Source organism: Limisalsivibrio acetivorans (genome assembly GCF_000421105.1).
Classification (GTDB): Bacteria; Chrysiogenota; Deferribacteres; order Deferribacterales; family Geovibrionaceae; genus Limisalsivibrio; species Limisalsivibrio acetivorans.
Genome location: NZ_ATWF01000001.1, coordinates 1,141,003 through 1,164,215 on the forward strand (window position 1 = coordinate 1,141,003; position 23,213 = coordinate 1,164,215).

At 49.9% G+C, this 23,213-nt stretch carries 35 protein-coding genes; 4 read left to right on the plus strand and 31 right to left on the minus strand.

Going from position 1 to position 23,213, the window contains the following annotated elements:
- Window positions 1-70: 70 nt before the first annotated feature.
- The 4 genes from K300_RS16880 (at window position 71) to K300_RS16690 (ending at window position 1,843) form a co-directional block, all read left to right on the plus strand.
- A complete protein-coding gene (locus tag K300_RS16880) occupies window positions 71-877 on the plus strand; it encodes a hypothetical protein (protein WP_022850639.1) in 807 nt (268 codons plus the stop codon).
- Between the two features lie 71 nt (window positions 878-948).
- Window positions 949-1,248, plus strand: coding sequence for a type II toxin-antitoxin system RelE/ParE family toxin (locus tag K300_RS0105375; RefSeq protein WP_022850640.1), 300 nt, complete (start codon window positions 949-951; stop codon window positions 1,246-1,248).
- Between the two features lie 9 nt (window positions 1,249-1,257).
- Window positions 1,258-1,557 (plus strand): HigA family addiction module antitoxin, encoded by a 300-nt coding sequence (locus K300_RS0105380; RefSeq protein ID WP_022850641.1) that lies wholly within the window; start codon window positions 1,258-1,260, stop codon window positions 1,555-1,557.
- A gap of 76 nt (window positions 1,558-1,633) precedes the next feature.
- The gene (locus tag K300_RS16690) at window positions 1,634-1,843 is read left to right on the plus strand and encodes a hypothetical protein (RefSeq protein ID WP_155827562.1); all 210 of its coding nucleotides are present in this window, start codon (window positions 1,634-1,636) and stop codon (window positions 1,841-1,843) included.
- Window positions 1,844-2,009: 166 nt separating this feature from the next.
- Here the strand turns inward: K300_RS16690 and K300_RS14640 are convergent, their stop codons facing one another.
- The 31 genes from K300_RS14640 to K300_RS0105545 form a co-directional block, all read right to left on the minus strand.
- Window positions 2,010-2,207 (minus strand): hypothetical protein, encoded by a 198-nt coding sequence (locus K300_RS14640; protein ID WP_022850644.1) that lies wholly within the window; start codon window positions 2,205-2,207, stop codon window positions 2,010-2,012.
- 64 nt (window positions 2,208-2,271) lie between these two features.
- On the minus strand, window positions 2,272-2,775 hold the full coding sequence (locus K300_RS0105400) for a hypothetical protein (RefSeq protein WP_022850645.1): 504 nt from the start codon (window positions 2,773-2,775) through the stop codon (window positions 2,272-2,274).
- Window positions 2,775-3,740: a Kelch repeat-containing protein gene (locus K300_RS0105405; protein ID WP_022850646.1), complete on the minus strand. Its 966-nt coding sequence runs from the start codon at window positions 3,738-3,740 to the stop codon at window positions 2,775-2,777. Before K300_RS0105405 ends, K300_RS0105400 begins: the two co-directional genes overlap by 1 nt.
- Window positions 3,740-4,045 (minus strand): hypothetical protein, encoded by a 306-nt coding sequence (locus tag K300_RS0105410; protein WP_022850647.1) that lies wholly within the window; start codon window positions 4,043-4,045, stop codon window positions 3,740-3,742. Before K300_RS0105410 ends, K300_RS0105405 begins: the two co-directional genes overlap by 1 nt.
- Window positions 4,045-4,545 (minus strand): phage tail protein, encoded by a 501-nt coding sequence (locus K300_RS14645; RefSeq protein WP_022850648.1) that lies wholly within the window; start codon window positions 4,543-4,545, stop codon window positions 4,045-4,047. Before K300_RS14645 ends, K300_RS0105410 begins: the two co-directional genes overlap by 1 nt.
- A 1-nt stretch (window position 4,546) precedes the next feature.
- On the minus strand, window positions 4,547-5,212 hold the full coding sequence (locus K300_RS0105420) for a phage tail protein I (RefSeq protein WP_022850649.1): 666 nt from the start codon (window positions 5,210-5,212) through the stop codon (window positions 4,547-4,549).
- Window positions 5,205-6,323: a baseplate assembly protein gene (locus K300_RS0105425; protein WP_022850650.1), complete on the minus strand. Its 1,119-nt coding sequence runs from the start codon at window positions 6,321-6,323 to the stop codon at window positions 5,205-5,207. The genes K300_RS0105420 and K300_RS0105425 overlap by 8 nt, the downstream gene beginning before the upstream one ends.
- On the minus strand, window positions 6,313-6,624 hold the full coding sequence (locus tag K300_RS0105430) for a GPW/gp25 family protein (RefSeq protein WP_022850651.1): 312 nt from the start codon (window positions 6,622-6,624) through the stop codon (window positions 6,313-6,315). Before K300_RS0105430 ends, K300_RS0105425 begins: the two co-directional genes overlap by 11 nt.
- A complete protein-coding gene (locus K300_RS14650) occupies window positions 6,621-7,064 on the minus strand; it encodes a phage tail protein (RefSeq protein ID WP_022850652.1) in 444 nt (147 codons plus the stop codon). The genes K300_RS0105430 and K300_RS14650 overlap by 4 nt, the downstream gene beginning before the upstream one ends.
- A complete protein-coding gene (locus K300_RS16035; protein ID WP_022850653.1) occupies window positions 7,061-7,768 on the minus strand; it encodes a phage baseplate assembly protein V in 708 nt (235 codons plus the stop codon). The genes K300_RS14650 and K300_RS16035 overlap by 4 nt, the downstream gene beginning before the upstream one ends.
- Complete coding sequence (locus tag K300_RS0105445; protein ID WP_022850654.1) at window positions 7,769-8,776, minus strand: phage late control D family protein; 1,008 nt, start codon at window positions 8,774-8,776, stop codon at window positions 7,769-7,771.
- Window positions 8,773-8,979, minus strand: coding sequence for a tail protein X (locus tag K300_RS0105450; protein ID WP_022850655.1), 207 nt, complete (start codon window positions 8,977-8,979; stop codon window positions 8,773-8,775). Before K300_RS0105450 ends, K300_RS0105445 begins: the two co-directional genes overlap by 4 nt.
- Entirely contained in the window at window positions 8,972-11,713 is a 2,742-nt protein-coding gene (locus K300_RS0105455; RefSeq protein WP_022850656.1) for a phage tail tape measure protein, read from the minus strand. Before K300_RS0105455 ends, K300_RS0105450 begins: the two co-directional genes overlap by 8 nt.
- A gap of 352 nt (window positions 11,714-12,065) precedes the next feature.
- Window positions 12,066-12,317, minus strand: coding sequence for a phage tail assembly protein (locus K300_RS0105460; RefSeq protein WP_162139852.1), 252 nt, complete (start codon window positions 12,315-12,317; stop codon window positions 12,066-12,068).
- An 11-nt stretch (window positions 12,318-12,328) separates the two neighbouring features.
- Entirely contained in the window at window positions 12,329-12,835 is a 507-nt protein-coding gene (locus K300_RS0105465) for a phage major tail tube protein (RefSeq protein WP_022850658.1), read from the minus strand.
- A gap of 9 nt (window positions 12,836-12,844) precedes the next feature.
- Window positions 12,845-14,230: a phage tail sheath family protein gene (locus tag K300_RS0105470; protein ID WP_202898560.1), complete on the minus strand. Its 1,386-nt coding sequence runs from the start codon at window positions 14,228-14,230 to the stop codon at window positions 12,845-12,847.
- 59 nt (window positions 14,231-14,289) lie between these two features.
- Entirely contained in the window at window positions 14,290-14,583 is a 294-nt protein-coding gene (locus tag K300_RS0105475; protein WP_022850660.1) for a hypothetical protein, read from the minus strand.
- A 14-nt stretch (window positions 14,584-14,597) separates the two neighbouring features.
- On the minus strand, window positions 14,598-15,080 hold the full coding sequence (locus K300_RS0105480; RefSeq protein WP_022850661.1) for a hypothetical protein: 483 nt from the start codon (window positions 15,078-15,080) through the stop codon (window positions 14,598-14,600).
- Window positions 15,077-15,709 carry a phage tail protein gene (locus tag K300_RS0105485; protein WP_022850662.1) on the minus strand — a complete coding sequence of 211 codons (633 nt, stop codon included), beginning with the start codon at window positions 15,707-15,709 and terminating at the stop codon, window positions 15,077-15,079. The genes K300_RS0105480 and K300_RS0105485 overlap by 4 nt, the downstream gene beginning before the upstream one ends.
- Window positions 15,706-16,029: a hypothetical protein gene (locus K300_RS0105490; RefSeq protein ID WP_022850663.1), complete on the minus strand. Its 324-nt coding sequence runs from the start codon at window positions 16,027-16,029 to the stop codon at window positions 15,706-15,708. The genes K300_RS0105485 and K300_RS0105490 overlap by 4 nt, the downstream gene beginning before the upstream one ends.
- Window positions 16,026-16,583: a hypothetical protein gene (locus K300_RS0105495; RefSeq protein WP_022850664.1), complete on the minus strand. Its 558-nt coding sequence runs from the start codon at window positions 16,581-16,583 to the stop codon at window positions 16,026-16,028. Before K300_RS0105495 ends, K300_RS0105490 begins: the two co-directional genes overlap by 4 nt.
- Window positions 16,584-16,594: 11 nt before the next feature.
- Complete coding sequence (locus K300_RS14660) at window positions 16,595-17,053, minus strand: YcbK family protein (protein ID WP_162139853.1); 459 nt, start codon at window positions 17,051-17,053, stop codon at window positions 16,595-16,597.
- A gap of 10 nt (window positions 17,054-17,063) precedes the next feature.
- Window positions 17,064-17,327, minus strand: a complete 264-nt coding sequence (locus tag K300_RS0105505) for a hypothetical protein (protein WP_022850666.1) — start codon at window positions 17,325-17,327, stop codon at window positions 17,064-17,066.
- Between the two features lie 48 nt (window positions 17,328-17,375).
- Window positions 17,376-17,585, minus strand: coding sequence for a hypothetical protein (locus tag K300_RS0105510; protein WP_022850667.1), 210 nt, complete (start codon window positions 17,583-17,585; stop codon window positions 17,376-17,378).
- Window positions 17,586-17,587: 2 nt separating this feature from the next.
- Window positions 17,588-18,619: a major capsid protein gene (locus K300_RS0105515; RefSeq protein ID WP_162139854.1), complete on the minus strand. Its 1,032-nt coding sequence runs from the start codon at window positions 18,617-18,619 to the stop codon at window positions 17,588-17,590.
- Window positions 18,620-18,629: 10 nt separating this feature from the next.
- Window positions 18,630-18,980, minus strand: coding sequence for a head decoration protein (locus K300_RS0105520; RefSeq protein ID WP_022850669.1), 351 nt, complete (start codon window positions 18,978-18,980; stop codon window positions 18,630-18,632).
- A complete protein-coding gene (locus tag K300_RS14665; protein ID WP_022850670.1) occupies window positions 18,977-20,146 on the minus strand; it encodes a S49 family peptidase in 1,170 nt (389 codons plus the stop codon). The genes K300_RS0105520 and K300_RS14665 overlap by 4 nt, the downstream gene beginning before the upstream one ends.
- On the minus strand, window positions 20,139-21,572 hold the full coding sequence (locus tag K300_RS0105530; protein ID WP_022850671.1) for a phage portal protein: 1,434 nt from the start codon (window positions 21,570-21,572) through the stop codon (window positions 20,139-20,141). Before K300_RS0105530 ends, K300_RS14665 begins: the two co-directional genes overlap by 8 nt.
- A complete protein-coding gene (locus K300_RS0105535) occupies window positions 21,572-21,778 on the minus strand; it encodes a DUF6148 family protein (RefSeq protein ID WP_022850672.1) in 207 nt (68 codons plus the stop codon). The genes K300_RS0105530 and K300_RS0105535 overlap by 1 nt, the downstream gene beginning before the upstream one ends.
- Before the next feature lie 295 nt (window positions 21,779-22,073).
- A complete protein-coding gene (locus K300_RS0105540) occupies window positions 22,074-22,967 on the minus strand; it encodes an SDH family Clp fold serine proteinase (protein ID WP_022850673.1) in 894 nt (297 codons plus the stop codon).
- Window positions 22,951-23,139: a hypothetical protein gene (locus K300_RS0105545; protein WP_022850674.1), complete on the minus strand. Its 189-nt coding sequence runs from the start codon at window positions 23,137-23,139 to the stop codon at window positions 22,951-22,953. The genes K300_RS0105540 and K300_RS0105545 overlap by 17 nt, the downstream gene beginning before the upstream one ends.
- Window positions 23,140-23,213: the final 74 nt, after the last annotated feature.

Consider the following 23,213-nt stretch of genomic DNA (forward strand, 5'->3'; position numbering starts at 1 on the left):
GTCAACACCGGGGCTTTTTCTGTCTGACAAGCAGATGAGCCTCCGGATTAAATCACGTAGGAGGCTCAATATGAGAGAATCCAGCCCTATCACCGTATCATACGGAAGTATCGACCTTAACGTTATCAAAGATCAGCAGCATACGTACCTGATGCCAACTAAAGAAGTGGCTAAAGGTTATGGGGTAGCCCCTAGCAATATTCGAAACCAAAAGATCCGCCACAAAGATGAATTAACTGAAGGTATCCATTTTATATCTTGCGCAACAAAATCAAACGCAGGAAAGATACCTTCAAGAAAGTTCACCTACTGGACAAAACTCGGCGTAATCTATCTCGGCTTTTTCATCAAGTCTGAACGTGCGAAAGAGTTCCGCAAGTTTGCCGCCGATCTGGTGCTGAACAAGCTGGAATCGAAGAATAAAGATGAATTTGTTATTAGGCGGGGGCAGAGTGCTGTGGATGCTTTTCTGGAGAGCTGCCATCCCGGCATGAGGGAATACATGGAGCCCATCCTGAGACGAGATGATGCCCCCATTTCCGAAGAGATGCGAGGTCCTCTGCCCGATGCGCCGAAACCCGACTACAGCAAGTATCTCGGACAGTCCCCCGAAAGGCTGCGCAAGCTCCATTACTTCATCGACCAGTGCACATCTCCCCACCTGAGAGACAAAATAATTAACAAAATATACTCGGACATCGCTGACGCATACGGACGGAAGGAGGGCGAAGAGATTCTTACCCTTGCAGAGGCGGCGGAGGCCACAGGGAAGAGCATGGCGGAGCTCCTCAGGGAGGTTTCCTTCGGCAGGCTAAAACCAATGGTGACAACAGACGACGGGCTCATCCTGCTGTTTAAGAGTGACCTCTTAGGCTGAAGTATAGAGATAGAAGGCTCCTTATAAGGGAGCCTTCTTTGTCTCCGGATACCTGTTGACATATAACCTGTATGGTTATAGTTTTACTTATGATAGTCAATTTTGCCGATAAAGAAACAAGGAAGCTCTATGTTGACGGTTACAGCAAGAAGTTTCCTCAGGAGATTATACGAAAGGCACTGCTCCTGCTTGACCTTTTAGATGAGACATCTGTGGTGGAAGACCTTGGCGCCCTGGGAGGGCGAAGGCTTCATAAGCTGTCGGGGGAGCTTCAGGGTTTCTGGAGCATAAGTATAAATAAAAAGTGGCGGATTATATTCCGCTTTGAGGACGAGAACGCCCTGGATGTAAGGATAATTGACTATCATTAGGAGGCTGATATGGAGCGTATAAAAGTGAATAGAACCAAAAGCCACCCCGGCGAAATCTTGAAAGAGCTGTATATAGATGAAACAGAAGGGCTGTCGCAGAAAAAACTTGCAGAATCCATAGGCGTTTCATTCCGCACTGTTAACCAGATATGCAACATGCGCAGAGGGATAACCCCCGAAGTGGCTGTAAGGCTTGCAAAGTATTTCAGTACAAGCCCTGAGCTATGGCTTAACCTCCAGATGTCTTATGATCTTCAGAAGGCGCAACGCTCAGTCGACACAAGTCATATAAAGCCGGCAGCGGTTTAGCCTTCCCTGATGGATACCTATCTTGCTAATTAAGCCGCTGTTCTCTCCGCAACCGTTCTCTGTACTCCGGCGGGAAGTGTGCACGCATGCGCTCGCCAAGATACGATGCTTTGCAGTGCTCATCCTGCCAGAAGAACAGACCGTCTATGAAAAGGCGGAGGAGGCCCCAGCCGGGGCGGCGGCGGAGACGCCAGGAGCGGGCAGAGATTGTTTCGTCTGCGAAGCCGCCGGGGATGAGCGTGTTGATGAACTGATCGAGAGCGATGAGCGTCTGCTTCATCGCTAACGCCTCGCGCTGTGCACGATGAGAGCGCCAAAGGGCCAGCCGGCGACTGCCGGCATAAGAACCCACCCCCAACAGAGCGGCAGCGTGCCGGCAAGTTTAAAGCCGGCAAATACTGCGCTCAGGAGCACTGACAACATAAAAGCGAAGACGATAAGAACCCGCATAGTTACCGCCTCCTTCCGACCAAGACAGCGACGCCGAAGTACAGCACGAGCAGAAAGAATGCCGATAAAAAGGGCATAAGAACCCAGGCCCAGCCGGCGGCGATAACACCGGTTGTTTTGAGCACAGCCAGGGCGACAGAAACAAGAAGCGCAGCACCGGCGATAAAGATAAGAACAGGTATCATTACATTGACATTCATTATTATATTACTCCTTTTTTGAGCCGCTCAGAACCTCTCAGCGAAGAGCTGAGCGGGCGTGATATTAGACTACTACGTATACAGAGAAGCCTTCAAACGAGAGCTGTTGAGACGCCGGAAGCCGCTCGTTTATCCCTGCTTCTGTAATTTCGTAGTGCCCTGATGAGTCGAAAGGTATCGTCACTTGTCCCGTCCCGGCAGAAATACTGACAAGCGCAAACATCTCCCTGCCGTCTTTAGTCCGCACCGGCATCCGAAAAGTGCCGGAGAAGTTTGTGTAGAGAGCCCCGGACAGCTGTATTTCGACACCTGCAGTGACAGAATGCCCCTGTAAAATAGTGATTTCTCCCTCTTCCACCTGAGCGCTTGAATCATCAGAACTGACAGAAGTTACAACAAGCGCCGGCCTGGGCTGAGGCGTACGAGCCGCAATCCAGTCCTCAGCGAAGGATTGGGCAGATGCCGCATCTGCGAAAAAATCACCGGTCCCAGGGTCCTTAGGTATAACCGCTTCAACTGCGCCTGATATGTGTATCTGATTTTGAGCATCAATTGTATATGTGTACATTATGCGACCTCCATTACTAATATATTTCGCTCAGAATCGTGTTCGTAGAATGAGCCTGAGCTGTCTGTCATATATATACGATCAGCGATAACTGCAGCTGCATGCTCTGTGCCGGCGCTCACTAGACTTGAGGCCTTTATCCATCGATCTCCAGCCGGGTCATACTCATAGACATCAGATGTGCTTACACCGCCGATCGCAATTAATTTACCGGATACGGCAACAAGCGCATGCTGGTATTTTGCTCCCGGCATCGCAGATACTGTTTCATAAGTGTCCGATGTGGGGGCATATCTCCAGACGTAAGCATATAAGCTCGAATTACTCGACCCTTCGCCTCCGACGATATATATATCGTCTCCGATTGAGACGGCGGCAGAATAACGTATATCACTACTAATCGGGAGCGGAGCGATAGCTGACGATGTGTCAGTAGTCGGGTCGTAGACAGTATTGTTAATATCCTCTGCATCAAGATGATAGTGTCCGAACAGATATAGTCTGCCGTCACTACCAGCTGCCATAGTATGCTCCATACGCATTTTGTCGAGAGCTGTAGAGTTGATAGTCCAGGTGTCTGTCGATGTATCATAGATACGCATTGCATTTCTGTCATCGAAGCCGCCTGAGACGTATATCTTATCACCAAGGGCACAGGCAGCACAGCCATCGCTGGGAGATGGCATGCTTGCTCTAATTGCCCAAACCCCAGTTTGTGGGTCGTATTCTTCAAGATCGCCGGTCGCCTGCCTGATGTGATAATACTTATCATTGACAGATGCGGCGAGGGGGTGAGGTGCAGTCGTCGGCACAGAGCCGTTCTTCTGCCATGCGTAATTGTGCAGATTTCCTGCTGAGAGACCAAGAGTAGATAGATCAAAAAGTATATGCTTTACCGGGTCGTAATCTTTTTTCTTGATATATCTGAAAGTTCCGCCGCCGGCGGGTGCTTTTATTATACTCATTATGACATCTCCAGGCCGCACAAGGTGACAGATATAGTATCTGTACTAGCATGCACGACAACGCTGTCCCCCGAGCCGAGACATACTCTTGAAATGCCGTTTAACTCAGATGCCGGCTCACTGTAAGCTATCCAGTGCTTATCGCTCAATAACTCACCCGACGGTACAAGCGCAATAGATACAGTCCCGCCTCCGTCGGTCGTTATTACAAAGATATCACCCTGCGCTTTATTTCCAGCCGGTACCGTATAAAGCGTTGTGTCAGTATCCGCCGCCGGACGGACTTGTCCTAATATTTTTTCCATCATCTACCTCCTGCGTAAAATATACGGCTTATCAGTTCATTATCTCTGTTATCAACATACTCGACAGTCGCAAAGATCGCAGACGGGTCGATATTGAGCGTGATATTCGATGTATTGCTAACTTCGATTATCATCTTTATGTGCAGGTCTTTACCGCTGTTTTCATCAAGCGTCGGCTTGTAAGTTTCGGGGTACTTGCCGACGGCGAGCATATCCCCGGCATCATCAAATATGGCCGCCTCCCGGACGGTAAAGCCGCCCGTCCCGGCGGGGACTACAAGCTCTGCGATAAGCCAGGACGGGTTCTCAGCATCGACTGTGAGCAACGCTGTGCCTCTGTGTACTTCATTGACAAGAGCTGTCTGCGTCTCTGCAGGCTCGTAGTAGCTTCCGCCCCCATCGCCGAGGGCGAGCTCTGTGATGACGACTGAGCCCCCGGTGGCGTGGGCGTTTGTTATCTTAGCCCGGCCGACATCTGTTAAAATCGTGTAGTATGACATATTATCCTCCCGGCGGGTAAACCGCTGTTGTTTCTGTGCTTATAAATTCTGCGCCAAAATAAAGCGGGCTCTGAACGCTTTTGCCGGCAGCGATCCATGGCCAGACTGTTACAGCCTCCCCGCCGATGAGCGCACTACCGAAGAATGCAGATGAGCGGGATGTGACGTAGACAAGCACTGTGTACCAACTGCGGACGTTCTTAAGCGCCGTGATGAGCTCATCGAGCTTTGCGTCCAGCTCCTCGGTGTACGGCCTGTCGCTGACGTCTATATGCACTCTGAATGTGTACGGCTCTCCGTCGTAATCGAACCATTCTTCTATCCGCCCCTCGAGACCGAGGATCTCGAGGACACGCCGGACAGCGTATGGTGTCCCCTTGTGTCGGTGCAGCTCGATTGCTTCTTTGATGAGCCTGCGCTTCGGCTCGACATCGAGGGCGAGGGACCAGCCTTCGGGGCCGGACAGATTAAACTGCCACGCAAGATAGTCGAGGACCTCTTCTGATAGACTGTCAATTGCCGGATAGATGCTGACAGCAGAGATATCCGCCCCCGTCTGTTTCAAGAGCCGCTCAACGGCAGAGGCGGCGGCGCTTACTCTTCCGTCACGGCGAATAGAGCCGGGGAGAAGGGAGAGGAGGCTCACTTCAGTGTGTCGTTTACTCATCTTCGTAGCCCCCAAAAGCTACCGTACGTGTGCCGAGCTGGGCTACCTGCTCAGCTGTGAGAATCGCAAATACAGGCGATGTTACCTCGACACGCTTAACGCCGGCGGAATAGAGCCGGTATATCAGTTCAGTGGGGTTGATATCTCGTCCGAGCTTCTCTGATTGATTCTCAACGTATTTGTCTACCGCTTTTTCAACGGCGGCTGTGATGCTTTCTGTGAGCCCTGCTTTTGAGGTCTCTATATAGTATGTGACATCGATATCGTAGTTCACGGCTGTCGGCGTAAGCACAGATACACTGTCTGTCAGGGGGCGGGCTTTCTCGCCGGAGAGGAGGTCCTCAACGGCGGAGATAACAGCCGCATCGGGCAGTTCGCCGCCGGCTTTTAGGGGATAAACGTTGATCACCCCGGGGGAAGGGGATGTGACAGAAACATCAACAATATCGGGGTGTGCAGATTTTGCATAATATACGTATGCGCCGGTAGGGCCGGCGTTGCTGAACTGCTCGGGGGCGATGCGTATTCTGTCACGCAGATGCTCATCTGTCTCTGCGTCCGCTCCGCCCAGGCTAGTTGTCGTGTTCACTGCCGAGGCAACGTATGCCACGGGATCGACAAGCAGAGCTATCTGTCCGGCTGAGAAGCCGTTATACGCACTGCCGGGCATCTGACAGCGGCAGCGGAGTGTGACAGTACTCTCACCTGCTGCTATCTCCCCGGACTCGATTGTCTCGTAGAATATTTGATTGTCCGGCGATACTCTCGTGCCCTGGGGGATAGTGACAGCGCCGGCGTAATTCGGGCTCTTGCTGAACTCTACATCGACCTCTGCGAAGGCCTCAGGAAGGCGGGAGACGCCGAGAAATGCGCCCAGGTGCTCAAGATTATCACCCCCCGCATACGCAAGAAGATTCTGCTTCGCTGTGGCGTCTATCAGATATCTCTGCTGAGTAATGACGTATGCCAGTCCCTCGAGAAAGAGGCGGACGGGGTCGCCGGGGTACAGCGTAGACTCTGCGAGCTGCTCAAATGTGCTGATTATCTCTTTCTCTATCTCCCCGGGATTAGTCTCGCAGAATGTTATATCTGTCAGGTCCTTAATATTCATCTTTCACTCCTATTTGTACGACCGGCCAGAGCCGGCCGTCATCATCCCCCCGGAACGACACGCCGGTTACATACGCCCTGGGCTCGTACATCTCTATAGCTGAGACGATCTCCCCCCGGAGTTTTGCCTGTGCGACAGGGGCGGGTGAATCGAGGAAAGTTCCCGAGATGCCGAAATCTCTATCGAGTGGAACCGACCCTTTAGTTGTCGTAATAATCGTGGCAACGTTTTGGAATATATCGTGATGGCCGCCCGGAAAGAACGCTATATCTTTGATGCTGAAGCGTGATATCTCTTTCATCGTCTCCATCCGTCTATGTATTCGTCGTCTCCCTTTGCACGGGACTTGATGACTGTCTCTGTGTGCTCGATGAGCGACACCTGCGCCTCTGCCGTGTGAGTACGCCCTTGGTTGTCTATCGTCTTATGAGTCTCTGAGATGCTCTCGATACAGTACTTTCCGTATTGCTTATCACCGAAGAACAGAGGGAGTGGTTCGCCGGCATCGAGGAGGGAGCGGAGGCGGGCGAGTTCATCGATGGGGTTCACACCCAGGGAGGATACAAACTGCATCGTAAAGCTTATCTTTGTATTGCCGCCACCGGTATGCTCCAGCACGGGCTTGCCGGAGAGGATTTCGTGTTTCGCATATTTCGCAGAGTGCTCTCTGCGCAGAGCATCGAAAGTGCGCACACGGGTTGATGAGACCTCAAAGACTACATCGCCGAGACTGCCTATCATACCGGCCCTCCTGATTCATCACCGCCGGACATTACACCGCCGTGGCGGTGCTGGCTGAATACGAGGCCCTCTTCGTTGTTTATCTCTGTTGCTTCAAGATATCCTGTTATCTTGGCAGAGACGGGGCCGAGTGCGCCGGTGGCGGCCACGCCGGAGCCCATCATCCCCGCCATATACTCTAGAAGGCCTTCCACCCTTAGTTTGCCTGTCGTTACAGTTTCAGGGGCGTCTATAGTAACGAGAGACGGGCTTTTCATGGTTATATCTCCGCCGGAGTCTACAAGAGTGTTGCCATCGTTGCGTATCGTTACATCTCCGACAACATCTGCACGCAGATGATGAGACGCACGGTCGTACTCAAGCCATGTGCCGTCACTGAACCGTATATGATGCTTGTTCTCCGTGGCGGCGGGGGGAGTGTCTACAGATGAGTAGAAGGAGCCGATGACAAAGCCCTGCTCAAGCCCCGAGGGGAGGAAAACACAAAGGACATGCTCGCCGATGTCAGGCATATGATAGTGCTTGTCGTCCTGCGTCTTGCCGACGAGAACGGGGAGCTCGTAGCTGAGAAGACCGTAGCTTTCTGCGAACTCAACCCGCACCGTACCTTTTGCCGGGTATATGTTTGTCACACGCCCGGGGCGGGCTATATTCTTTACAAGTGATTCAAGCTCTTCTATGCGCCTGCGTGTATCTGTATCCATTTAATACTCCAGTGTATTCTTGATGCTTAAGCTTGTCGTGTAGCCAGAACGTGTTACAGAGTGCACTGCTTTCTCAATAGAGTATGTTCCATCGAATGCACCGAAGCCGGCGCACTGAACGTTCTGCCCGGCGGCCGCCGCAGGCTCGCCTATCATTTTGATGTCTCCTGCGACCTCTTCCTTATTCTTTGCTCTGAGCTCCTTCTTTGCTCTCTGCTCCGCCTCGGCCAGGGATTCGACCCTGGCGTTGACATACAACGTACTCCCCACCGGTGGCGGGGAGGAGGGGGTGAAGGTATGGAACTTTGATGACTTTGTTTCAGCATCCCAATATTTTACTGCGCATGCTGAATACACGTCATGTGCTTTGCTCCGAAAGCTCCAGCCGGTAAGCGGGTGAGAAGGGGAAAGCATGAGGACCGGCGAGCGGGCATCGTAGAGAGCGGCGCTGTAGATGACTATACGCTTCTCTGTTACTTTCAGTCTCAGGCCGTTTGCCCGGCAGACTCTATCGAGAAAGCCGAGGTCGCTCTCACTCCGCTGGTCGATGCGCTCGAAGCGAGGGTTATACTCTGAATCGTAGAATAGAGAAAAACCGCTTTCTGCGGCGTATTTCCCGGCCATCTCTTTTAGCGTTATCTGCTCGTGTGAACTGCTTTTTTTCTCTGTTCTGAATGACTTGTCGATGTGCGCCGAAACAGCTTTTATCTGTACAGTAGAGGGAGGGCCGGAGAGTGTGATGTCATCGATGCTGAACTCGCCGAAGCTCAGATATGCATCGTCACCGTTGCGGAGCCACTCAAAACAGTGCAGGCCGGCAGTGAGCGTTGCGCCCTTTTCGGGGAACCAACCGTTGCGCCAGAGGCCGGCGGTATCTTCAAGGGTGATAGAGATATCATCGGCAGAACCGGAAGCCTGGTCAGTATAAGTAAAAGACAGCAGCATCGGTGCAATGTCTGCTGTGATATCGCTGTTGTCATACTTCAGCTGTACCCTTACTCTCCTCATTTTCTCCTCCATGGGGGGAGGACTGGAGTAGATGGGAGGAGGGATGCCTCAGGGATGCGCAGCTGAACGCCGCCGGAGAAAACGGCTGTATCTGCATGTTCAGGGTTTGCCTCCAGAAGCTTGTGCATTAGCTTTTCTGAGCCGAGCTCACGGCGGGCTATGATATCCCACGTTTCACCCGCAGAGGTGATTACACTACGCATAGCTGCGCCTCTCCGTGTCTATCTCCATCTCTGCTATCAGCTTCCTGATAAGCTCGGGGAGCACGCCTTTGAGGCGTCCTTCACTCTCTATAAGAGCCGCTGTGATATCCTCTTTCTCTGCCGTGCCGCTTACTGTAATATGCGGGGAATAGTTCACCGTAAAAGAGGCACCGTGCCCCCGAGAAGGGGGCACGGCGAGGGGGAGGGAACGAGGTGATACACTCTGCTGCTCTTCTATATGCTTCTCTTTCAGCTCTTCTGTATGTCTTGATATATGTTCTTCTGTATTGCTGTATTTCCGCTCTTCCGTGACATTCTTGTTAAAAACGGCGGAAAGCGGCGTCTCAATATCAAGTCCGGCCTTCTCTATTGCTGTGAATGCTTTGCTCAAGATGACGGGGAGCACACCGGCTTTTTTCTCCATGCCGGCAGCGATGGTCGAAAGTATCGATGAGCCGGAGGCCGTGAGATCTGATAAGGGCCCCTTCTTCGCATCGGAAAAAGGAAGGAACTCACGCATCTTGCCGAATGCACCCTTAACTGCATCAATAGGTGCGGAAAGAGTCGATTTAATGCCGGCGGTGAGTGTAGATAGTATCTTTTTGCCGGATTCGAACAAGTTGATACTAGATATAAATTCCCTCATTCTATCAAAGCCTATCATCAGTAGATTGGCCGGATGATACTGCCAGATTATGCCGGCCAGGTTCTTTATCCCCGCACCGAAGGATTTGATGCGCTCCCATGTTGAATTTATGAAGCTTCGGAATACATCAAACTTCTTGTAAGCGTAGACGATGCCGGCGGCGAGGGCGGCTATACCGCCGACAACCCATCCGATAGGGCTTGAGAGGATAGCAAAATTCAGCATGCGCTGGGCGGCAGTAAGACCCTTTGTCACAGCTGTTACAGTAACAGTCTTGGCACGATACACACTCATGAGTGTGCTTGCTTTTACCCAGCCTCCAAATTTGAGTGCAATATTCTGTGCTTTTATCGCAACTGTAGCGAGCCATGTCTTTGCTGTGAGATATGTCTGCTTAGAAGATAGTACAGCATATGCTTTGCCAGTCAGATACATAGTTGATTTGATTGCATTAATCGATTCTTTGTAAAGATTTGCCGCAACTCGCCCGGCCAGTGCTCCTGTTTTGAAAGCAAGAAGCGCTGTTGCGCCGACAACAAAAGCTTTTGAGAAAAGAGGCATTTTGTTTAATGTATCTTGTGCAATGCTCATGAAAAATTTTAGTGCACTTACACTTTTATTGAGAACCGGCAGAAAAGCATCGCCGATTATGTATCCCAGCTCTGTTAGATTATTTTTAAGCTTAGCGATACTTGCAGCAGCTGTAGAGTTTTTTCTGTTAAGCTCGCCCTGCATGCTCCCTGCGTACGACGCTTCATCCGACACGAGCCCGAAGGTCTTTTCAAGCTCGCTGAGATTTGACACTAAGCCGGCAATAGGCGCAACACTCTCTTTGCCGAACATGTCTGACATGACAGCACTTCGCTGATTATCGTCAAGTGCAGAAAGACTCGATAGAAGATCTTGTATAGCTCCCTTTGCGTCATTCTGCATCCTGCTCGCCATGCCTTCTGCGCTGAAACCAAGCTGCTCAAGTGCTTTTTGCTGTGCAGCAGTAGCCGAGGAGCCTGAAGTAAGAGCAAGTACAAAGTTTTTCTGCGCTGTTGCGCCGGCTTCAGTATTCGGAGCGGCGGCTCCAAAGGCGCCGGAAAGGGCGGCGATCTCGTTGGCCGCAAGGCCCGTCGTAGAACGTATGAGCCCTCCGTTACGCTGTATTATCTTTGTTATTTCTGCTGCATTTGAGCCGGTATTATCGCCGACATGATTGATTGCATCGCCCAGCTCTGAAACTTCGTCTATAGAAAGCCCCATCGTTGAAATAATCTTTGTTATTGAGCTCCCTGCCTGATCTTCTGTGAGATCGAACGCTACCGCCATTTTGCCGGCAACATTCGCAAACTCTAGAGCTTCGTCTTTTCCCATCCCGATTTTGCCCGCTTCTGATGCAAGACGGGCCACAGCCTGGGCTGAGAGTATCGACTCCGTCGCTATCCCACGGACTGCGAGCTCCATCTGCTTTACATCCTTCTCTGTGTCCAGGCCTTTTACGTTTTTGCCGATTTCATTCATCCACTCCTGCTTGTCTATAGATAAATTGACAGGAGCAGAGACTGTCATCGCAAGAGCGCCGAGCGAGAATGCATCATTGAGAATGCTCTCACGCTCCGCCCGCAGATCCTTGCCGAACTGCTGTTTTTCAAGTTTTAGATTCTGTTTAACCTCAAGATCTTTTACACTCCGGCCGAGCTTGTCGTACTCTTTATCGAGATTATCAACGCTTATGCCGTTCTTCTTCATCGACGCAGTAAGCTCGTTGAGCTCGTTTTTCTTTTTCTCTACCTCTCTTTTAGTGTCGCCGATTTCCCGCGATAGCTTTTTCTGTTTAGTTATCTGCGACATCGTGACACGTCCGCCCCCTTTGATCTCAGCTGTGAGCTTAGCGTGCTCTGCCACCATGTCGGCTATCTTGTGCTTTGATTTCTGTATCGAGCTTCCGAGATCACGATATCTATCGATATCAAGACGCTTGTCTTTCAGCTTGTCAATGTCGAAGCCCATTTGCTTGACAGAGCGTCCCGCCCGGCTTATATTTTTAATAAAACCGCCCACGGAGGCGCCTATGGCTACTGTAAGTGAAAGATTTTCCATTCTCACAAATCCTTATCTTATCTACTTTTTCAGCTATATAATTGCGCTCTGCGCCCTTCTTATTAACCACACAGACAATGTAACACCGTTGCACTTAATACCCTTGGGAGCCTTTTTCTCAGCATTACTTGTATTCCCCTGTCTTTCGATACCTTTACATGCAATTTACTTTTTCCTTGAAGGGGTCAACGATTTAAAGCAATAGAACATATCTCAAGCGATTTCCTAAAGCCTTCCGGAGTCATATCTGCGTAGAACTCTGCGCTTGTGTAAGTAAGCATAGAGAGACGAAGCAGAGCCTCCAGAAGCTCGTCACAGATATCAGCTGTAACGAGCCCGAAGAAACCCCTCTCTATGCCATCAACGGTGCCAAAAAATCGGAAAGCCTCTTGTAGACCTTGCTGTAGTCTGCGATATCGAGTTCAGCAAGCTCGTTAGTTTTGAGTCCCGTAATGCGTTCAGCCAGTGCGAATGTGATGTCTGTTTCATCTCCGGCATCTTTTGTCGCTATTACATCCCCAGTTTTTACCCGCCTGATACTAATCTCTGTTATCGTCTTGTCTTCGACAACAACAGGATGCTCAAGCTTGATTACTTCTGCCATCATCTTACCCCCTACATGCCCAGATTTGTGCGGATGTCTGCGAGATAGTCAACGCCGTTTACCCTGTATATATAGTTGTACTTGTCAAGCTCGAGGGTTTCGACGCCGTCGAGTTCTTTCTTGACATAGATGACCTCGAATTCCTGGGGTACATCCATCGATGCCCCAGGCTCGAACTTCCCGCCTTCCAGCTTCTTCGGCTGGCCCTTCACATACACTTTATACGGGACATGGCGGTATTCGCCGGTCGCCTTGTCGAAGTCCTGTATAGAGCCCCGGAGGGTGAGCTCCTGGGTCTTCGGTTCGTTGAGCTTTGCCGCCTGCTTCTCAGCAGTACGCCAGTTCAGCGCAAGCGTCATCGAGCCGAAGAGTCCGACGGAGGGTGTATCTATCTCGCCGGCGAGGCCTGCGCCTTTGACAGTTTCGCTCATCGCCTCAACGCTGGGCAGTGTTGCATCGACGACGCCGAGAAGCTCATCGCCTTTATCATATACTTTGAATGCTGTTACTCTTTCCATTTTATCTCCTTATGCAAAAAGGGTTTCGAGGTAGCCGGGGTCGTATTCGAGTATGAACTCGATATCACGTGCCGGTGTCGCTATGCCGAGCATGAGACGGAAGCGAATGATTCCGTCCATGAGATCAGTAATGGGGTTCTCTTCGGGGCGGAAGAGGATGCGCCCGCCGAGGATGAACTCCCTTGACGTCAAGCCGTTAAGCCTCACTTGCTCGCTGTCGACTATGCGTTCTATGTCACGCCGGCGGATTGGGAAATCTACATGCTGCCAGTACGTAAGCGTTATGACGTTTGTGTTCCAGCTGAACATGCGACGGACGGGGATGAACGTGTCCTTCGGGTCTGTAATACCAGGGTATGCCGCTGTCCTGTTGCCCCACGCAACCCAGCCGTTTGTCCAGTTCAGCGCTGTTACAATGCCCTGACCGTTGAGATAGTTTGCCTCTTCGGGCGTGAGGATAACCTCAGCGCCGTGGTGTGCTGCGCCGGTGATGCTGAGGTTCTGGTTACTCGGAGATCGATACGGTACGCCGTCATCCTGCGCAGTAGTGTAGCCGATGAGCCCGGCAAGGTGGGTCGAGTACCACATTTCACGCCCGCCGACGGCGAGCTTAGGCCAACAGAGCACGAGGTCCTCATCGACCAGGCCGTTAGTCTGCTTATAAGCGGGGAGGTCTGAGTACTTCTCAATAGACACATCATCAAGATCAGCTATCGCAGTTGCCCGGAAAACACCGTTTATCCCTTCTGCCTTCGCAGAGAGCATTACAGCGACCTCGAGGTCCTGACTGTATCCGGGGGCGAGTAAAAGGCCGGGGGGAATGCGGAAGCGGGGAAATACTTCATCAACAAGCTCGAGGCCGGTCTTCTTGCCGGTCGACACATCGACACCGCCGACAACATCGCTCGATGTTACAGCTGAGGGGTCAAGCTTTGTGTATGCTATCTTTACAGTGTCTGTGTCTGCTATAGCCCCGTCGAGTGCTGTAACGAGCATATATCCGTCGGAGTCGATGCTCAGAGAGTAATCTGTGTCGAGCACATATGTAGTGACTTCATCAGAGCTCTTTACTGTGACCGTCTCAAGCATGATGCCGTAAGCTTCGACTGTGGCAACGCCGCCGGCCAGGGTGTAGTCTGTGCCGGTTACGTCTGCTGTGTGTGATACAGGGTCGAGGACGTTGACGAACACAACCGGCGCTACATTATAGAGCCGGAACTGAGCGTACATCATCTCGCAGAGCGTGTAGCCTGCATCGAACTTATCTACATAACCAAGCTCGTTAACCGCTTCTTCGAAGCTGTAGCAAATGACGGGCTTGTTAACGTTATCTCTGTTGCCAAGGGTGACCGGAGCTGTGCCGAAAACTACCGGCATTGCCGAATCGACAGTCACCGGAGGGGTGAGGCTCGTCTGCTCTTCAGATACGTATATACCGTGTTTATACCCTGCCATTATTCAACCCCCTGGGCGATTTTGCAGAGCTCACTAAGCGCTCCGCCTTTTTTGATATCCTGCCTTGCCTTGGCCACGCCGGAGACGGGGACAAAAAGCCGCTTAAGGCGCTTGTCCGCATCGATGAGCCGCTGCGCCGCCGGCGTGTACCCGCCGATGAGCGCACTGCCGTTCATGATGCCGGGGCGGGACGGCCCGATATATACGACCTTCTCAGGCGCCTTAGCGGAAGGTCTGGGCTTCGCCCTGGCTGATGTTTTAGCCGTTTCATTCTTTTCATCTGTTTTAGACATTTATTCCTCCGTTTTTATTCTGCTGTATTAAGAGCGGGATAGCTCGACCCGCTTCTGTACTTTGCTTCGATGCCGGCGAGGGCGTAGCCGGTTGTTCTGCTTGATATATCTTCTACTCCCCATTTTAAGGGGAGCTGGAGGCGGAAGGAGTTTGCAACGATGAGATTACGCATAAGCACGAGCTTGACACGCTCGACAAGACGCAATGCCTCATAGAGAGCGCCCTCCTTGTCGCCAGCTTGCGGCTCTGAGCAAGCTCCACAGGCGATGACCAGGGGAATATCGTGTGTCTCTTCCCCCTCTTCTGCATCGTCGGGGAGGCCGATTATCACATGGGGCCAGTCTCTGTCTGTGTCACGCTCGCTGAGTGTGCCAATGTGCACGTTGAGTGTCGCTGTTTTATCACCTGAGTTTTCGTCATAGAAATAAAGCTCGCAGTCTGCGAACTCTTCTTCTATCAATTCTTTTAGCCCAGTGAGAAGGCGCCACACAGTCATTTGCTCCCCCCGTACTTATGCCCTTTTTCCATATTGTGGCGGAACTCTTTATCGAAACGAGTGCGGGCATTCTCCATCGCTTTATCAGCAATATTCCCGCTTATCATCTGCGCTACCGACTGCCCGACAAGCTTGTATATATGCTCTCTGCCGTGAGCTCTTTGGCTTGCACGCTCATGCTGACGGGAGAAGATGTTCAGCCCCCGGACGGGGGTATCGGCGGTGAATGACCCGGGGATCTTGTACTTCTGCCCCTTCTTCCACTCTACTGTGAGGCCAATGGGAGGGGCGTTCTTTCCTCTCCGCACGCCCCGGGGGTAGTGTTTTGCAAGGATAAGCGGGATTCTGCGTGCCCGCCCTTTGCGTCCTATCTGTACTTCGTATTCGAGCTCTGTAGATTTCGCTTTTCTGATTTTATAGTCGCTGTACTCTTTGATTACCTTAGATGTGACAGTATACTCTTTTGATACCGCACGCTTAGTGTCGGTAACTATGCCCTGCCCAGCACGGTTTAGAGCACGTATTGTGCTTTTCGTGACACGCTCGGGGTATTTATCGATGAGTGCCTGGAACCGATCCAGCTCCTTTTCGTCAAGCCTCAGCTGGAGGGCTTTGTCTCTAACGTTCATCTCCCTTCCTCGATCTTCAGCTCGATTTCGAGCATGGACATGTTCTCGATGACAGCTTCAACGTAGAAATAACGACCGTCTATCTGCACTGCCGTGCGCTCCGCCGGCTTCTCATCAAAAGAGTCGGCGGGGGTATAGAGACGGATTCTGCGGCTTACTATGCCGTGAGAACTCATGTCGTTCAGAGACTTGAGCGGGTTTCCTTCGTCTGTATCAAATACGACTGTAATCTCTTTGCCGTTCCAGTCTATTGTCTCTGCAAACTCGGAGGTGTTCATCAGCGAAGCTGTATCGTGCTTAATCAAGTCTTTCAGTGTCATCTGACCCCCCCTTTTGTATGCTTCATACCCCGGTCGCCAAACCACCAGCCGACCGCTGTCGCTGCGAGGAACACGTTTGATTCAACGATAGTTACGGCAATGGCGGAGACGGTCGAGCCGGAGAGTACATTCACCCAGGCACGGCATGTTACTATGCTGTAGAGCGTGTAGAATGTGCCGGCGATGAGTAGTAGCGTTACAGCCGGGCGGAAAAGAGTTTTTACAGCCTCTACCCATCTGTAGCTCTTCCCGGCTGTCATCTGGTCTTTATATGCGAGTGTCATACCGGCGGCGGAGGCGGCGGAGGCGGCTATCTCAAGCTCGTGTTCGTGCTCGTCATCTGCCGCTTCTCTCGTCAGTTTATACATCTCTATCTCTTTGTCCTGCATCTGCATCCTGTGCTCGTGATCCAGGCGTTTCTCTTCGAGCTTCTGCTTGCGTGTCAAGTACTCAAGAAAACCCGTAAATACGGCGCCAATAACTCCGAATATGCCGCCGGCGATGGCGTTTCCGCCGATATTTACGCCCTCTTTTATTATATCCATCACTTCCATCGTTATTACTCCTATGCCGCCAGGCGGGGGGTAAAGGTGTACGGGGTCTCTCCCCATGTCTGCCCGGCGCTATCACTCCACCACTTCCGGGGGCGACCCATATCTATATGCAGGAATGTTCCGTAGAAGCCGAACCCCCGAAAGCCCGTCTCTAATGCAAGGCGGAGAAGTTTATGAGGGTCTGAGAGGGAGCGGAGGCTAATGTCGCCGGCGAGGCGCTTGTGTTGTGAGCGTAGCCCGCCACCGACACGTGCGTTGTGTAAAGGGCAGCGGTGTGCGCTGTTCAGTCGCACAGGCTCGCCGAGGCGGGAGCGGAGGGCTTGGAAGCAGTCGAAATAATAAGGTGCATAGTACAGCTCCCCGCAGCATGAACATGCAAATTCGACCGGGGAGAAGTCCGGCCAGCGGTCTGCGTCCCAGTCGGTATCTGAAAAGTGCTGGACTATCTTTGCGTCAAAAAATGGGCTCACTGTAAGCATGTTAGCGCCTCTCGAAATTCTTGCATGTGTCACAGCTCGTCTCGTCTATCTTCGCATAGAGACGGCGCCACTCAGTTGAGACTTTCTCAGTCAAGGCATCGTGCTCTTTTCTCGTAACGTAGTCTCTTGCAAGCAAGACTTTCAGCTCGCCGATGCTCTCTTGCAGGCGTGTTATAGCCCGCCAGATGGGGAAAAGCACAACGGCGGCGGTGAGCTGTATAATCATCAGAAATATCTGCACTATCTCCACTGTTTCACCTCTCATAAGCTTTCCACACCGCCCCGCAGGGGCGGCTAGGAGGGGTTATGAGCTTCAGCTCTTTACAGGGGTTTCTTGTTCCTTTCCTTTAGTATTTTCAGGTTCTTCCGGTTCAGCTGAGGCTTTTTCTACAGATCTTATTACTTCGATAGCATCTGCCTTGAGGAGCTTTTCCTTGTCAGCCGGCTTAATCTTTCCAGGTATTTCTGCGCCAGCTTTGTATTCTTTTTTGTTTATACGAACTCTGCACTTAGCTCTGATCATGATTACACCTCCATATAAAAAGTCGTATCAGGCTCAGACAGCGTAAGCATGGGCCGGGAATTCACATCAACAGACTGAGTAACGGGCTGGCGTTTTGATATGTAGGGAGTTACAATGCGGCGACCGCTTTTGATGACAGGTTTATCGTTTTGGTTGACAGCAACACCACCGTAGTATGTACGGTTTTCTGCTTTGTCATTGCCCAGTACGACACCGTTTGAAGGGATATAGCGTTGGGTCGAGCCGTCGGTGTCAGTATAGCTTGCTACATACGTGTAGATATGCCCGATCTCTCTTACATAACCGATGTATGTTACATCGTTGTCGAGTTCCTGAGGAGCAAGCTTACCGTAGTCCATTCCTCTGTTATCAAGACGGTTAGCAACTTTCGGGTCAGCAAGGAAGTGCTCAACGGCAGTATCACCCATTGTGACAACATTGGGCAGTAAGCCCCCCGTCTCACTACATGCTATTCTTGCGGTTTTGATGTCATCAAATGGAGATACATCAGATTCGCCCCACTGGGAACCTGATGTAAGAATCAGACGATGATTTACATCACGCTGGAAGTCGAACTCGAACTGTATTCTAGTACCTTCTGGCCCGACACCCTCTACTACACATTTTCCAGTCTTAAGTAGCTGTGCAGCCATGTATTCTTCCGTCCTTGTGATCGCATCATCTATTAATGATGTTTCGTCAAGGAATGTATTGTAGATATCTCTGATGTCATCTTTTACAACCTCAGGCTGCCCTTCCATCGAGCGGAACATCTCTTCGATAGAAGTCTCTACTGCACCGCCGATTAAGGGGATATCAATATTTATGCTCTTGTAGCCATCACGCTGAAACACCGGGTTCCCTGAAAGAGGATTTACAAGGGGAGCAAGCCTTTCACTCCCTTTCTTTACGTCGATACGGATTGCTGTAACACGCTTTATCCGAGGGGTAGCGTATCCGAAGTATTTCCTTGCAAGAAACGTACTCTTTCTTGTGCGAGCTGAAATAACTTCAGAGAGCGCTCTTATACTCATGTATTCCATTTTATACACCTCTCATTATATAGATTGATTTTGCTCTCAAGCCGTGCCATGTGCTTTCTGCTGTGTGCCCTGCTCCGAATTTCAGAGCTTTGTCAATAAACGCACCGGCAATGTATACATCCGCTGCGGTGTCGCCCGTTGAGGCATCGACAGCGGATGCAAGCACAACATCCGGTGATTCACTACCGTCTGCGGAGGCGCTCTCTGAGAGCACATATTTACCGGTAGCGGTAATGCGGCCGAGAACGCTTCCCTTTTCAAGGACCTCGCCAGAGGCTATTACAACTGATCTCATAATCGGGATACGCTGTGCAGATACGAGAGTATCGTTTTCATACAAGCTCATGCTCATTTCTCGATACCTCCTGTCATTTCGCTAAGGACTTCAGCAGCTACAGCAGACACTTTTGTTCTGTGTTTCTCTTCATCTCCGGGAGAGGTGTCGCCGCCAGGGATGGGGGCCTCACTTTCGGTTTTAAGATCCTTCAATGCAGATGCGTTTTCTGTTCTCTGCTTTTCAACAACTTTCTCGAGTACATCCGAGAGAGAAGTATTTGGATCAGTGAGGGCTTCCTGAACAATAGACTCGTAACCAGGCAGACTTGCTTTTTTGATAATTGCACTCACCCTCTTGTTTTCTCTCATTACACCATCTGCGACAGCGGCCGCATAAGTTTCAGAATGCTCTTTTTTCAGGGTCTCAATATCCATGTTTTCCTCCGTAGTTTCTTTTTTATATTCAGCTATAAGTGATTCTAATGTTCCAAGCCGGTCAGCAAGCTTGCTATCTACAGCTTTTTTACCAACACGGAGCCCCCCTTTGTTGCCCGCCTCAACCATCTCTTCTGATGTAAGCCCACGGTTCGCAGCGGCGGTTGCTATAAATACTTCAGCAAGATCATCAACATTCGCCTGTGCAATCTTACGGCCCTCATCAGTCTCAAGATCAGGACGCTTATTCGGTGACATAGACGAGACTATCTGCACTTCGTTCGCAGCATCTTCTTTCACATACGTCGCTACGACGCCGATTGAGCCGAGCTCTGCAGTATCAGAAATGACAATCTCTTCTGCAGATGATGCTATCCAGTAAGCTGCGGAACACCCCGACCCGCCGACATATGCAACAACTTTCTTTGCGGCTCTCATAGACTTTATATGCCGAGCAACCTCACTGATGCCGTCCACTTGTCCGCCAGGCGAATCTATTTCGAGGATTATTGTGTCTACAGATTCATCATCAGCAAGAATTTGCAGATTTTTCGCCAGGCGCTGTAGAGATGTTGCCCCGCAATGATCTGTCAATACGTTCGCATAGCGGAATATCGGACCCCTGATCGGCACAATGCCGACATTCCCCCTCTTCTCTACTGTCATAGACTCAGCCACTGGTTCCCCAGAGCGTGTCTGTAATGCCTCTGTGATATCTCTGCGGTCAGCTATTTTATACATCGATTCGAGCGATTCCTGTTTAATCGCCCAAGACGTTGCCATAATTGCTGTTATCGCCCTACTCATCTATATTTTCCTCAAGCTCTTTCTTCATCTCCTTCTCCCTTTTCTGCTGCTTGTGCACGTCTTCGATATTTCCGCCGTCATAGTTTACAGCTTCTTTTTTACGAGTGCTTATACCTGTCTCTATGCGCACTTTCGATGCATTTGCTTCTTTATATTCGTCGAGTATGCCCTTGGGTGGGCCAATCCATCGGGTACCACACCAGAGGCGCCGGATAAGTGGATCTGTAAAAAAGCCGGGGGCTGAAATTCTTCCTTCAGCAACCTCCTCGTAGAGCCATCGCTCATATATCGGTTGGCAAAACTCATCAGCAAAATTTTCTCGTAGCTTCAAAAAAAACTTGAAGGCTTCGTGTATTGCACCACGGGATGCTGAATATGACCGACCGAATTGTTTCACAAGCAGCTCATACGGGATATTCAGTGATATCGCGACTTCTCTGTACATCGCCTCGATAAACGCAGAATAACCAGAATTGGGGCGGTCAGAGCGCACAAAATCAAGCTCCTCACCTTCTTCCAGGTCTACCTGTTGACCTTCCTCAAGGTGTAAATTTTTGCTGCCCGTCGTCGGATTATCTGTCTCTTTGGTATTACCTATAATGTCTTTAAATGAAGGAGGTGTTGGGCCTCCTTTTGACGGGGTCTTCTTGAAAGCCAGAACAAAGAATGCAGATATTACAGCGGCACCAAGTTCTGCATCACTGTATTTTTCAAGCTTCCTAAGTTTCTGGATTATTGAGGTTATGAAAGGCAGCCCTCTGGGCTGCCCGGGGCGCAATTCTACATATGAGTGCACAATATTTCTAAGGCCTGTTTCTTTCTGATGTATTTTTATTTTTCGCTCATTGCCTTCGGGGGTAACCATCTGCACATATGCAGGAGTTCCGTTTTTATCTTTGATTATCCCTGACCCCGAGGATGATGTATATATGCTGTATGCACCGCCAACTCGGGATGCATCTATAAGCCCTACTCTGAGCGTTGATATGCTGCCGGGGCGGTCATAATTTGTCAGCAGTGCAAATGCATCACCGTCTCTCAGCTGTGACGTAAATCCAAGCTGCTGTAGCGCAGCAAAGCTTTTTCTAGCTTCATTATCGGCATCTTGTGATTTTGCCCAAAGTTTGAACCTGCGCTCTACTGCACGGGCCCAGCTATTCGCCTGTTCGTCAGTAATATTCAATAGCTCTGCATCGAGCGTTACATCAAGAGTTAGCCCTGTTCCTATTACATTTGTGACTATGTTTTCGATAATGCCGCCGGCAACATCGTTGCGGCACAGAGCTCTCGATCGGGATATTAAAGTAGGGAGATGGTTGTCAATCTCTTCTTCTGCGGTGAGATCAGGCGTAACCCACATCCTGCCTGCAGAGTCTGAGTATGATGAGCCTTTGAAGTAGTCTGAGATGTGCACAACATCTGCCATCAATACACCACTGTCCGGGCTCTGGGAGAAGGAGGTGCAGAAAGAGCACGCACTATCGAACTGTAATAGTTGATTTTTTCTGTGATTATATCAGCATCTGCTCTCGTAACTTCTCTGCTGCCGACTTTGTAGCTTTGTCCAAGCGCCACCGCTTTGTCGGCTGCAATCCACAAATTGAGTAACTCTTCTGCTGTCTGTAGTGTCATGCAATATCTCCTTTTTTCAGAAGATACCTATGATTATGGATTACTCCAGCGATGCTGGAGATACTGGAAATATTAGTGATAATAGTAAATATAGTAAGCGGAGGTGTCGTATGTCTAATGCATGGACTGGTGTTATCAATGAAGATGGCGAGAAGATGGTGACTTGATTTGTGTTAAACCGTTCATTAGCAATAATACATACATATCTGCTACTGAACTCTTAGAAGATAGAGCAATTGAAGATTTTGAAAACTTATCAAAGCTATGCAGATGAGAACTAGTTAGTCCATAAACCTTACTGTTGGACTTGGAAGTTATAGAAGTATGACTTACCTTGATTATTCATTATAAACTTATGAGTGTTGGGCGAATATTGAAATGTTATTATAGCAGCGTGATATATACTTAGAACCTTATCTTCGAGTTCTTTGTTTTCAGATAAGTCATACACATTAAGACCCAGTTCTTGAGCTTTTTCAAGGTTTATACCTTTACCATGAGTAGAGTGCTTATCATGAGAATTTAGATACTTTGCGATTTCTTCAGCCTTCTCTTTATTTTTGCAGTTTCGTTGCTGGAGCAGACCTGCTAGCTCCTCTTCGGATCTTTCCTTGAGGCCTAAAGCCGAATTATATACACCGAATTTTACAGACTTTAATCTCTCGTTCCAAAGGGGAGCTGTGGCCGGATCCGCTTTTACTTTGTTAAATATTTCCTCGAATTCACTTATTAGTGCCCCTACTGGTACCATTGCGCCATCATTGAATATTTGAGGATCTGTAGGGCCTAAACTAGAATAAGGACCCATATATATTTCATCTGCAGAACATGCAATAATAGTCCCCCCGCTGAAGCACAGGTGAGGGATAAAAACTCTTATTCTTCCGAAAATACGGTGAAGGTAGCTTACAAGCCTCTTTGTTGCCTCATATTCACCGCCAGGCGTGTGAATTATCAGATCGAGATTCTCTTTTGTGACACCATTTGCACATGTCATAAAGCCCTGCATATCCTGGTCAACAATAGAAATATTATTAGATGGTACTCTTGGTCTAGATAGAGTAAAAGCAGATATATAAGCAATTGTTGTATGACCCGTCAAGTCTGACATGTCTTTTACATACTGCTTCAATAAATTCTCATGGTAAGGCTTTGCGATGTTTTGCAGTATCTCATCCCATGTAGGCATTTAACTCACTCGCATAAGAAGTATACTCAACATCTTTTTCACTCTTTGATAACTCAATAACAGCGGTTTGCTCTTTGAGTTCTTCGGTTTCAAAAGGATTAATAAATAATGTCGAATCAGCTCTTTCAGCGATATAGTCTCTAATCTCTTCCTCTGTCTTCCTGTATTCCATACCGTCCTCCTGTCATGTCAAAACATATACCATATATGTAACATAAGCAACATCGTGTTACACAAATGGGAATA

What these genes read in the sequence shown, in the direction of transcription:
- K300_RS16880 (WP_022850639.1), top strand. Translation starts at nt 71, where the DNA reads ATGAGAGAATCCAGCCCTATCACCGTATCATACGGAAGTATCGACCTT.
- K300_RS0105375 (WP_022850640.1), top strand. Translation starts at nt 949, where the DNA reads ATGGTTATAGTTTTACTTATGATAGTCAATTTTGCCGATAAAGAAACA.
- K300_RS0105380 (WP_022850641.1), top strand. Translation starts at nt 1,258, where the DNA reads ATGGAGCGTATAAAAGTGAATAGAACCAAAAGCCACCCCGGCGAAATC.
- K300_RS14640 (WP_022850644.1), bottom strand. Translation starts at nt 2,207, where the DNA reads ATGAATGTCAATGTAATGATACCTGTTCTTATCTTTATCGCCGGTGCT.
- K300_RS0105400 (WP_022850645.1), bottom strand. Translation starts at nt 2,775, where the DNA reads ATGTACACATATACAATTGATGCTCAAAATCAGATACACATATCAGGC.
- K300_RS0105405 (WP_022850646.1), bottom strand. Translation starts at nt 3,740, where the DNA reads ATGAGTATAATAAAAGCACCCGCCGGCGGCGGAACTTTCAGATATATC.
- K300_RS0105410 (WP_022850647.1), bottom strand. Translation starts at nt 4,045, where the DNA reads ATGGAAAAAATATTAGGACAAGTCCGTCCGGCGGCGGATACTGACACA.
- K300_RS14645 (WP_022850648.1), bottom strand. Translation starts at nt 4,545, where the DNA reads ATGTCATACTACACGATTTTAACAGATGTCGGCCGGGCTAAGATAACA.
- K300_RS0105420 (WP_022850649.1), bottom strand. Translation starts at nt 5,212, where the DNA reads ATGAGTAAACGACACACTGAAGTGAGCCTCCTCTCCCTTCTCCCCGGC.
- K300_RS0105425 (WP_022850650.1), bottom strand. Translation starts at nt 6,323, where the DNA reads ATGAATATTAAGGACCTGACAGATATAACATTCTGCGAGACTAATCCC.
- K300_RS0105430 (WP_022850651.1), bottom strand. Translation starts at nt 6,624, where the DNA reads ATGAAAGAGATATCACGCTTCAGCATCAAAGATATAGCGTTCTTTCCG.
- K300_RS14650 (WP_022850652.1), bottom strand. Translation starts at nt 7,064, where the DNA reads ATGATAGGCAGTCTCGGCGATGTAGTCTTTGAGGTCTCATCAACCCGT.
- K300_RS16035 (WP_022850653.1), bottom strand. Translation starts at nt 7,768, where the DNA reads ATGGATACAGATACACGCAGGCGCATAGAAGAGCTTGAATCACTTGTA.
- K300_RS0105445 (WP_022850654.1), bottom strand. Translation starts at nt 8,776, where the DNA reads ATGAGGAGAGTAAGGGTACAGCTGAAGTATGACAACAGCGATATCACA.
- K300_RS0105450 (WP_022850655.1), bottom strand. Translation starts at nt 8,979, where the DNA reads ATGCGTAGTGTAATCACCTCTGCGGGTGAAACGTGGGATATCATAGCC.
- K300_RS0105455 (WP_022850656.1), bottom strand. Translation starts at nt 11,713, where the DNA reads ATGGAAAATCTTTCACTTACAGTAGCCATAGGCGCCTCCGTGGGCGGT.
- K300_RS0105460 (WP_162139852.1), bottom strand. Translation starts at nt 12,317, where the DNA reads ATGGCAGAAGTAATCAAGCTTGAGCATCCTGTTGTTGTCGAAGACAAG.
- K300_RS0105465 (WP_022850658.1), bottom strand. Translation starts at nt 12,835, where the DNA reads ATGGAAAGAGTAACAGCATTCAAAGTATATGATAAAGGCGATGAGCTT.
- K300_RS0105475 (WP_022850660.1), bottom strand. Translation starts at nt 14,583, where the DNA reads ATGTCTAAAACAGATGAAAAGAATGAAACGGCTAAAACATCAGCCAGG.
- K300_RS0105480 (WP_022850661.1), bottom strand. Translation starts at nt 15,080, where the DNA reads ATGACTGTGTGGCGCCTTCTCACTGGGCTAAAAGAATTGATAGAAGAA.
- K300_RS0105485 (WP_022850662.1), bottom strand. Translation starts at nt 15,709, where the DNA reads ATGAACGTTAGAGACAAAGCCCTCCAGCTGAGGCTTGACGAAAAGGAG.
- K300_RS0105490 (WP_022850663.1), bottom strand. Translation starts at nt 16,029, where the DNA reads ATGACACTGAAAGACTTGATTAAGCACGATACAGCTTCGCTGATGAAC.
- K300_RS0105495 (WP_022850664.1), bottom strand. Translation starts at nt 16,583, where the DNA reads ATGGAAGTGATGGATATAATAAAAGAGGGCGTAAATATCGGCGGAAAC.
- K300_RS0105505 (WP_022850666.1), bottom strand. Translation starts at nt 17,327, where the DNA reads ATGAGAGGTGAAACAGTGGAGATAGTGCAGATATTTCTGATGATTATA.
- K300_RS0105510 (WP_022850667.1), bottom strand. Translation starts at nt 17,585, where the DNA reads ATGATCAGAGCTAAGTGCAGAGTTCGTATAAACAAAAAAGAATACAAA.
- K300_RS0105515 (WP_162139854.1), bottom strand. Translation starts at nt 18,619, where the DNA reads ATGAGTATAAGAGCGCTCTCTGAAGTTATTTCAGCTCGCACAAGAAAG.
- K300_RS0105520 (WP_022850669.1), bottom strand. Translation starts at nt 18,980, where the DNA reads ATGAGCATGAGCTTGTATGAAAACGATACTCTCGTATCTGCACAGCGT.
- K300_RS14665 (WP_022850670.1), bottom strand. Translation starts at nt 20,146, where the DNA reads ATGAGTAGGGCGATAACAGCAATTATGGCAACGTCTTGGGCGATTAAA.
- K300_RS0105530 (WP_022850671.1), bottom strand. Translation starts at nt 21,572, where the DNA reads ATGGCAGATGTTGTGCACATCTCAGACTACTTCAAAGGCTCATCATAC.
- K300_RS0105535 (WP_022850672.1), bottom strand. Translation starts at nt 21,778, where the DNA reads ATGACACTACAGACAGCAGAAGAGTTACTCAATTTGTGGATTGCAGCC.
- K300_RS0105540 (WP_022850673.1), bottom strand. Translation starts at nt 22,967, where the DNA reads ATGCCTACATGGGATGAGATACTGCAAAACATCGCAAAGCCTTACCAT.
- K300_RS0105545 (WP_022850674.1), bottom strand. Translation starts at nt 23,139, where the DNA reads ATGGAATACAGGAAGACAGAGGAAGAGATTAGAGACTATATCGCTGAA.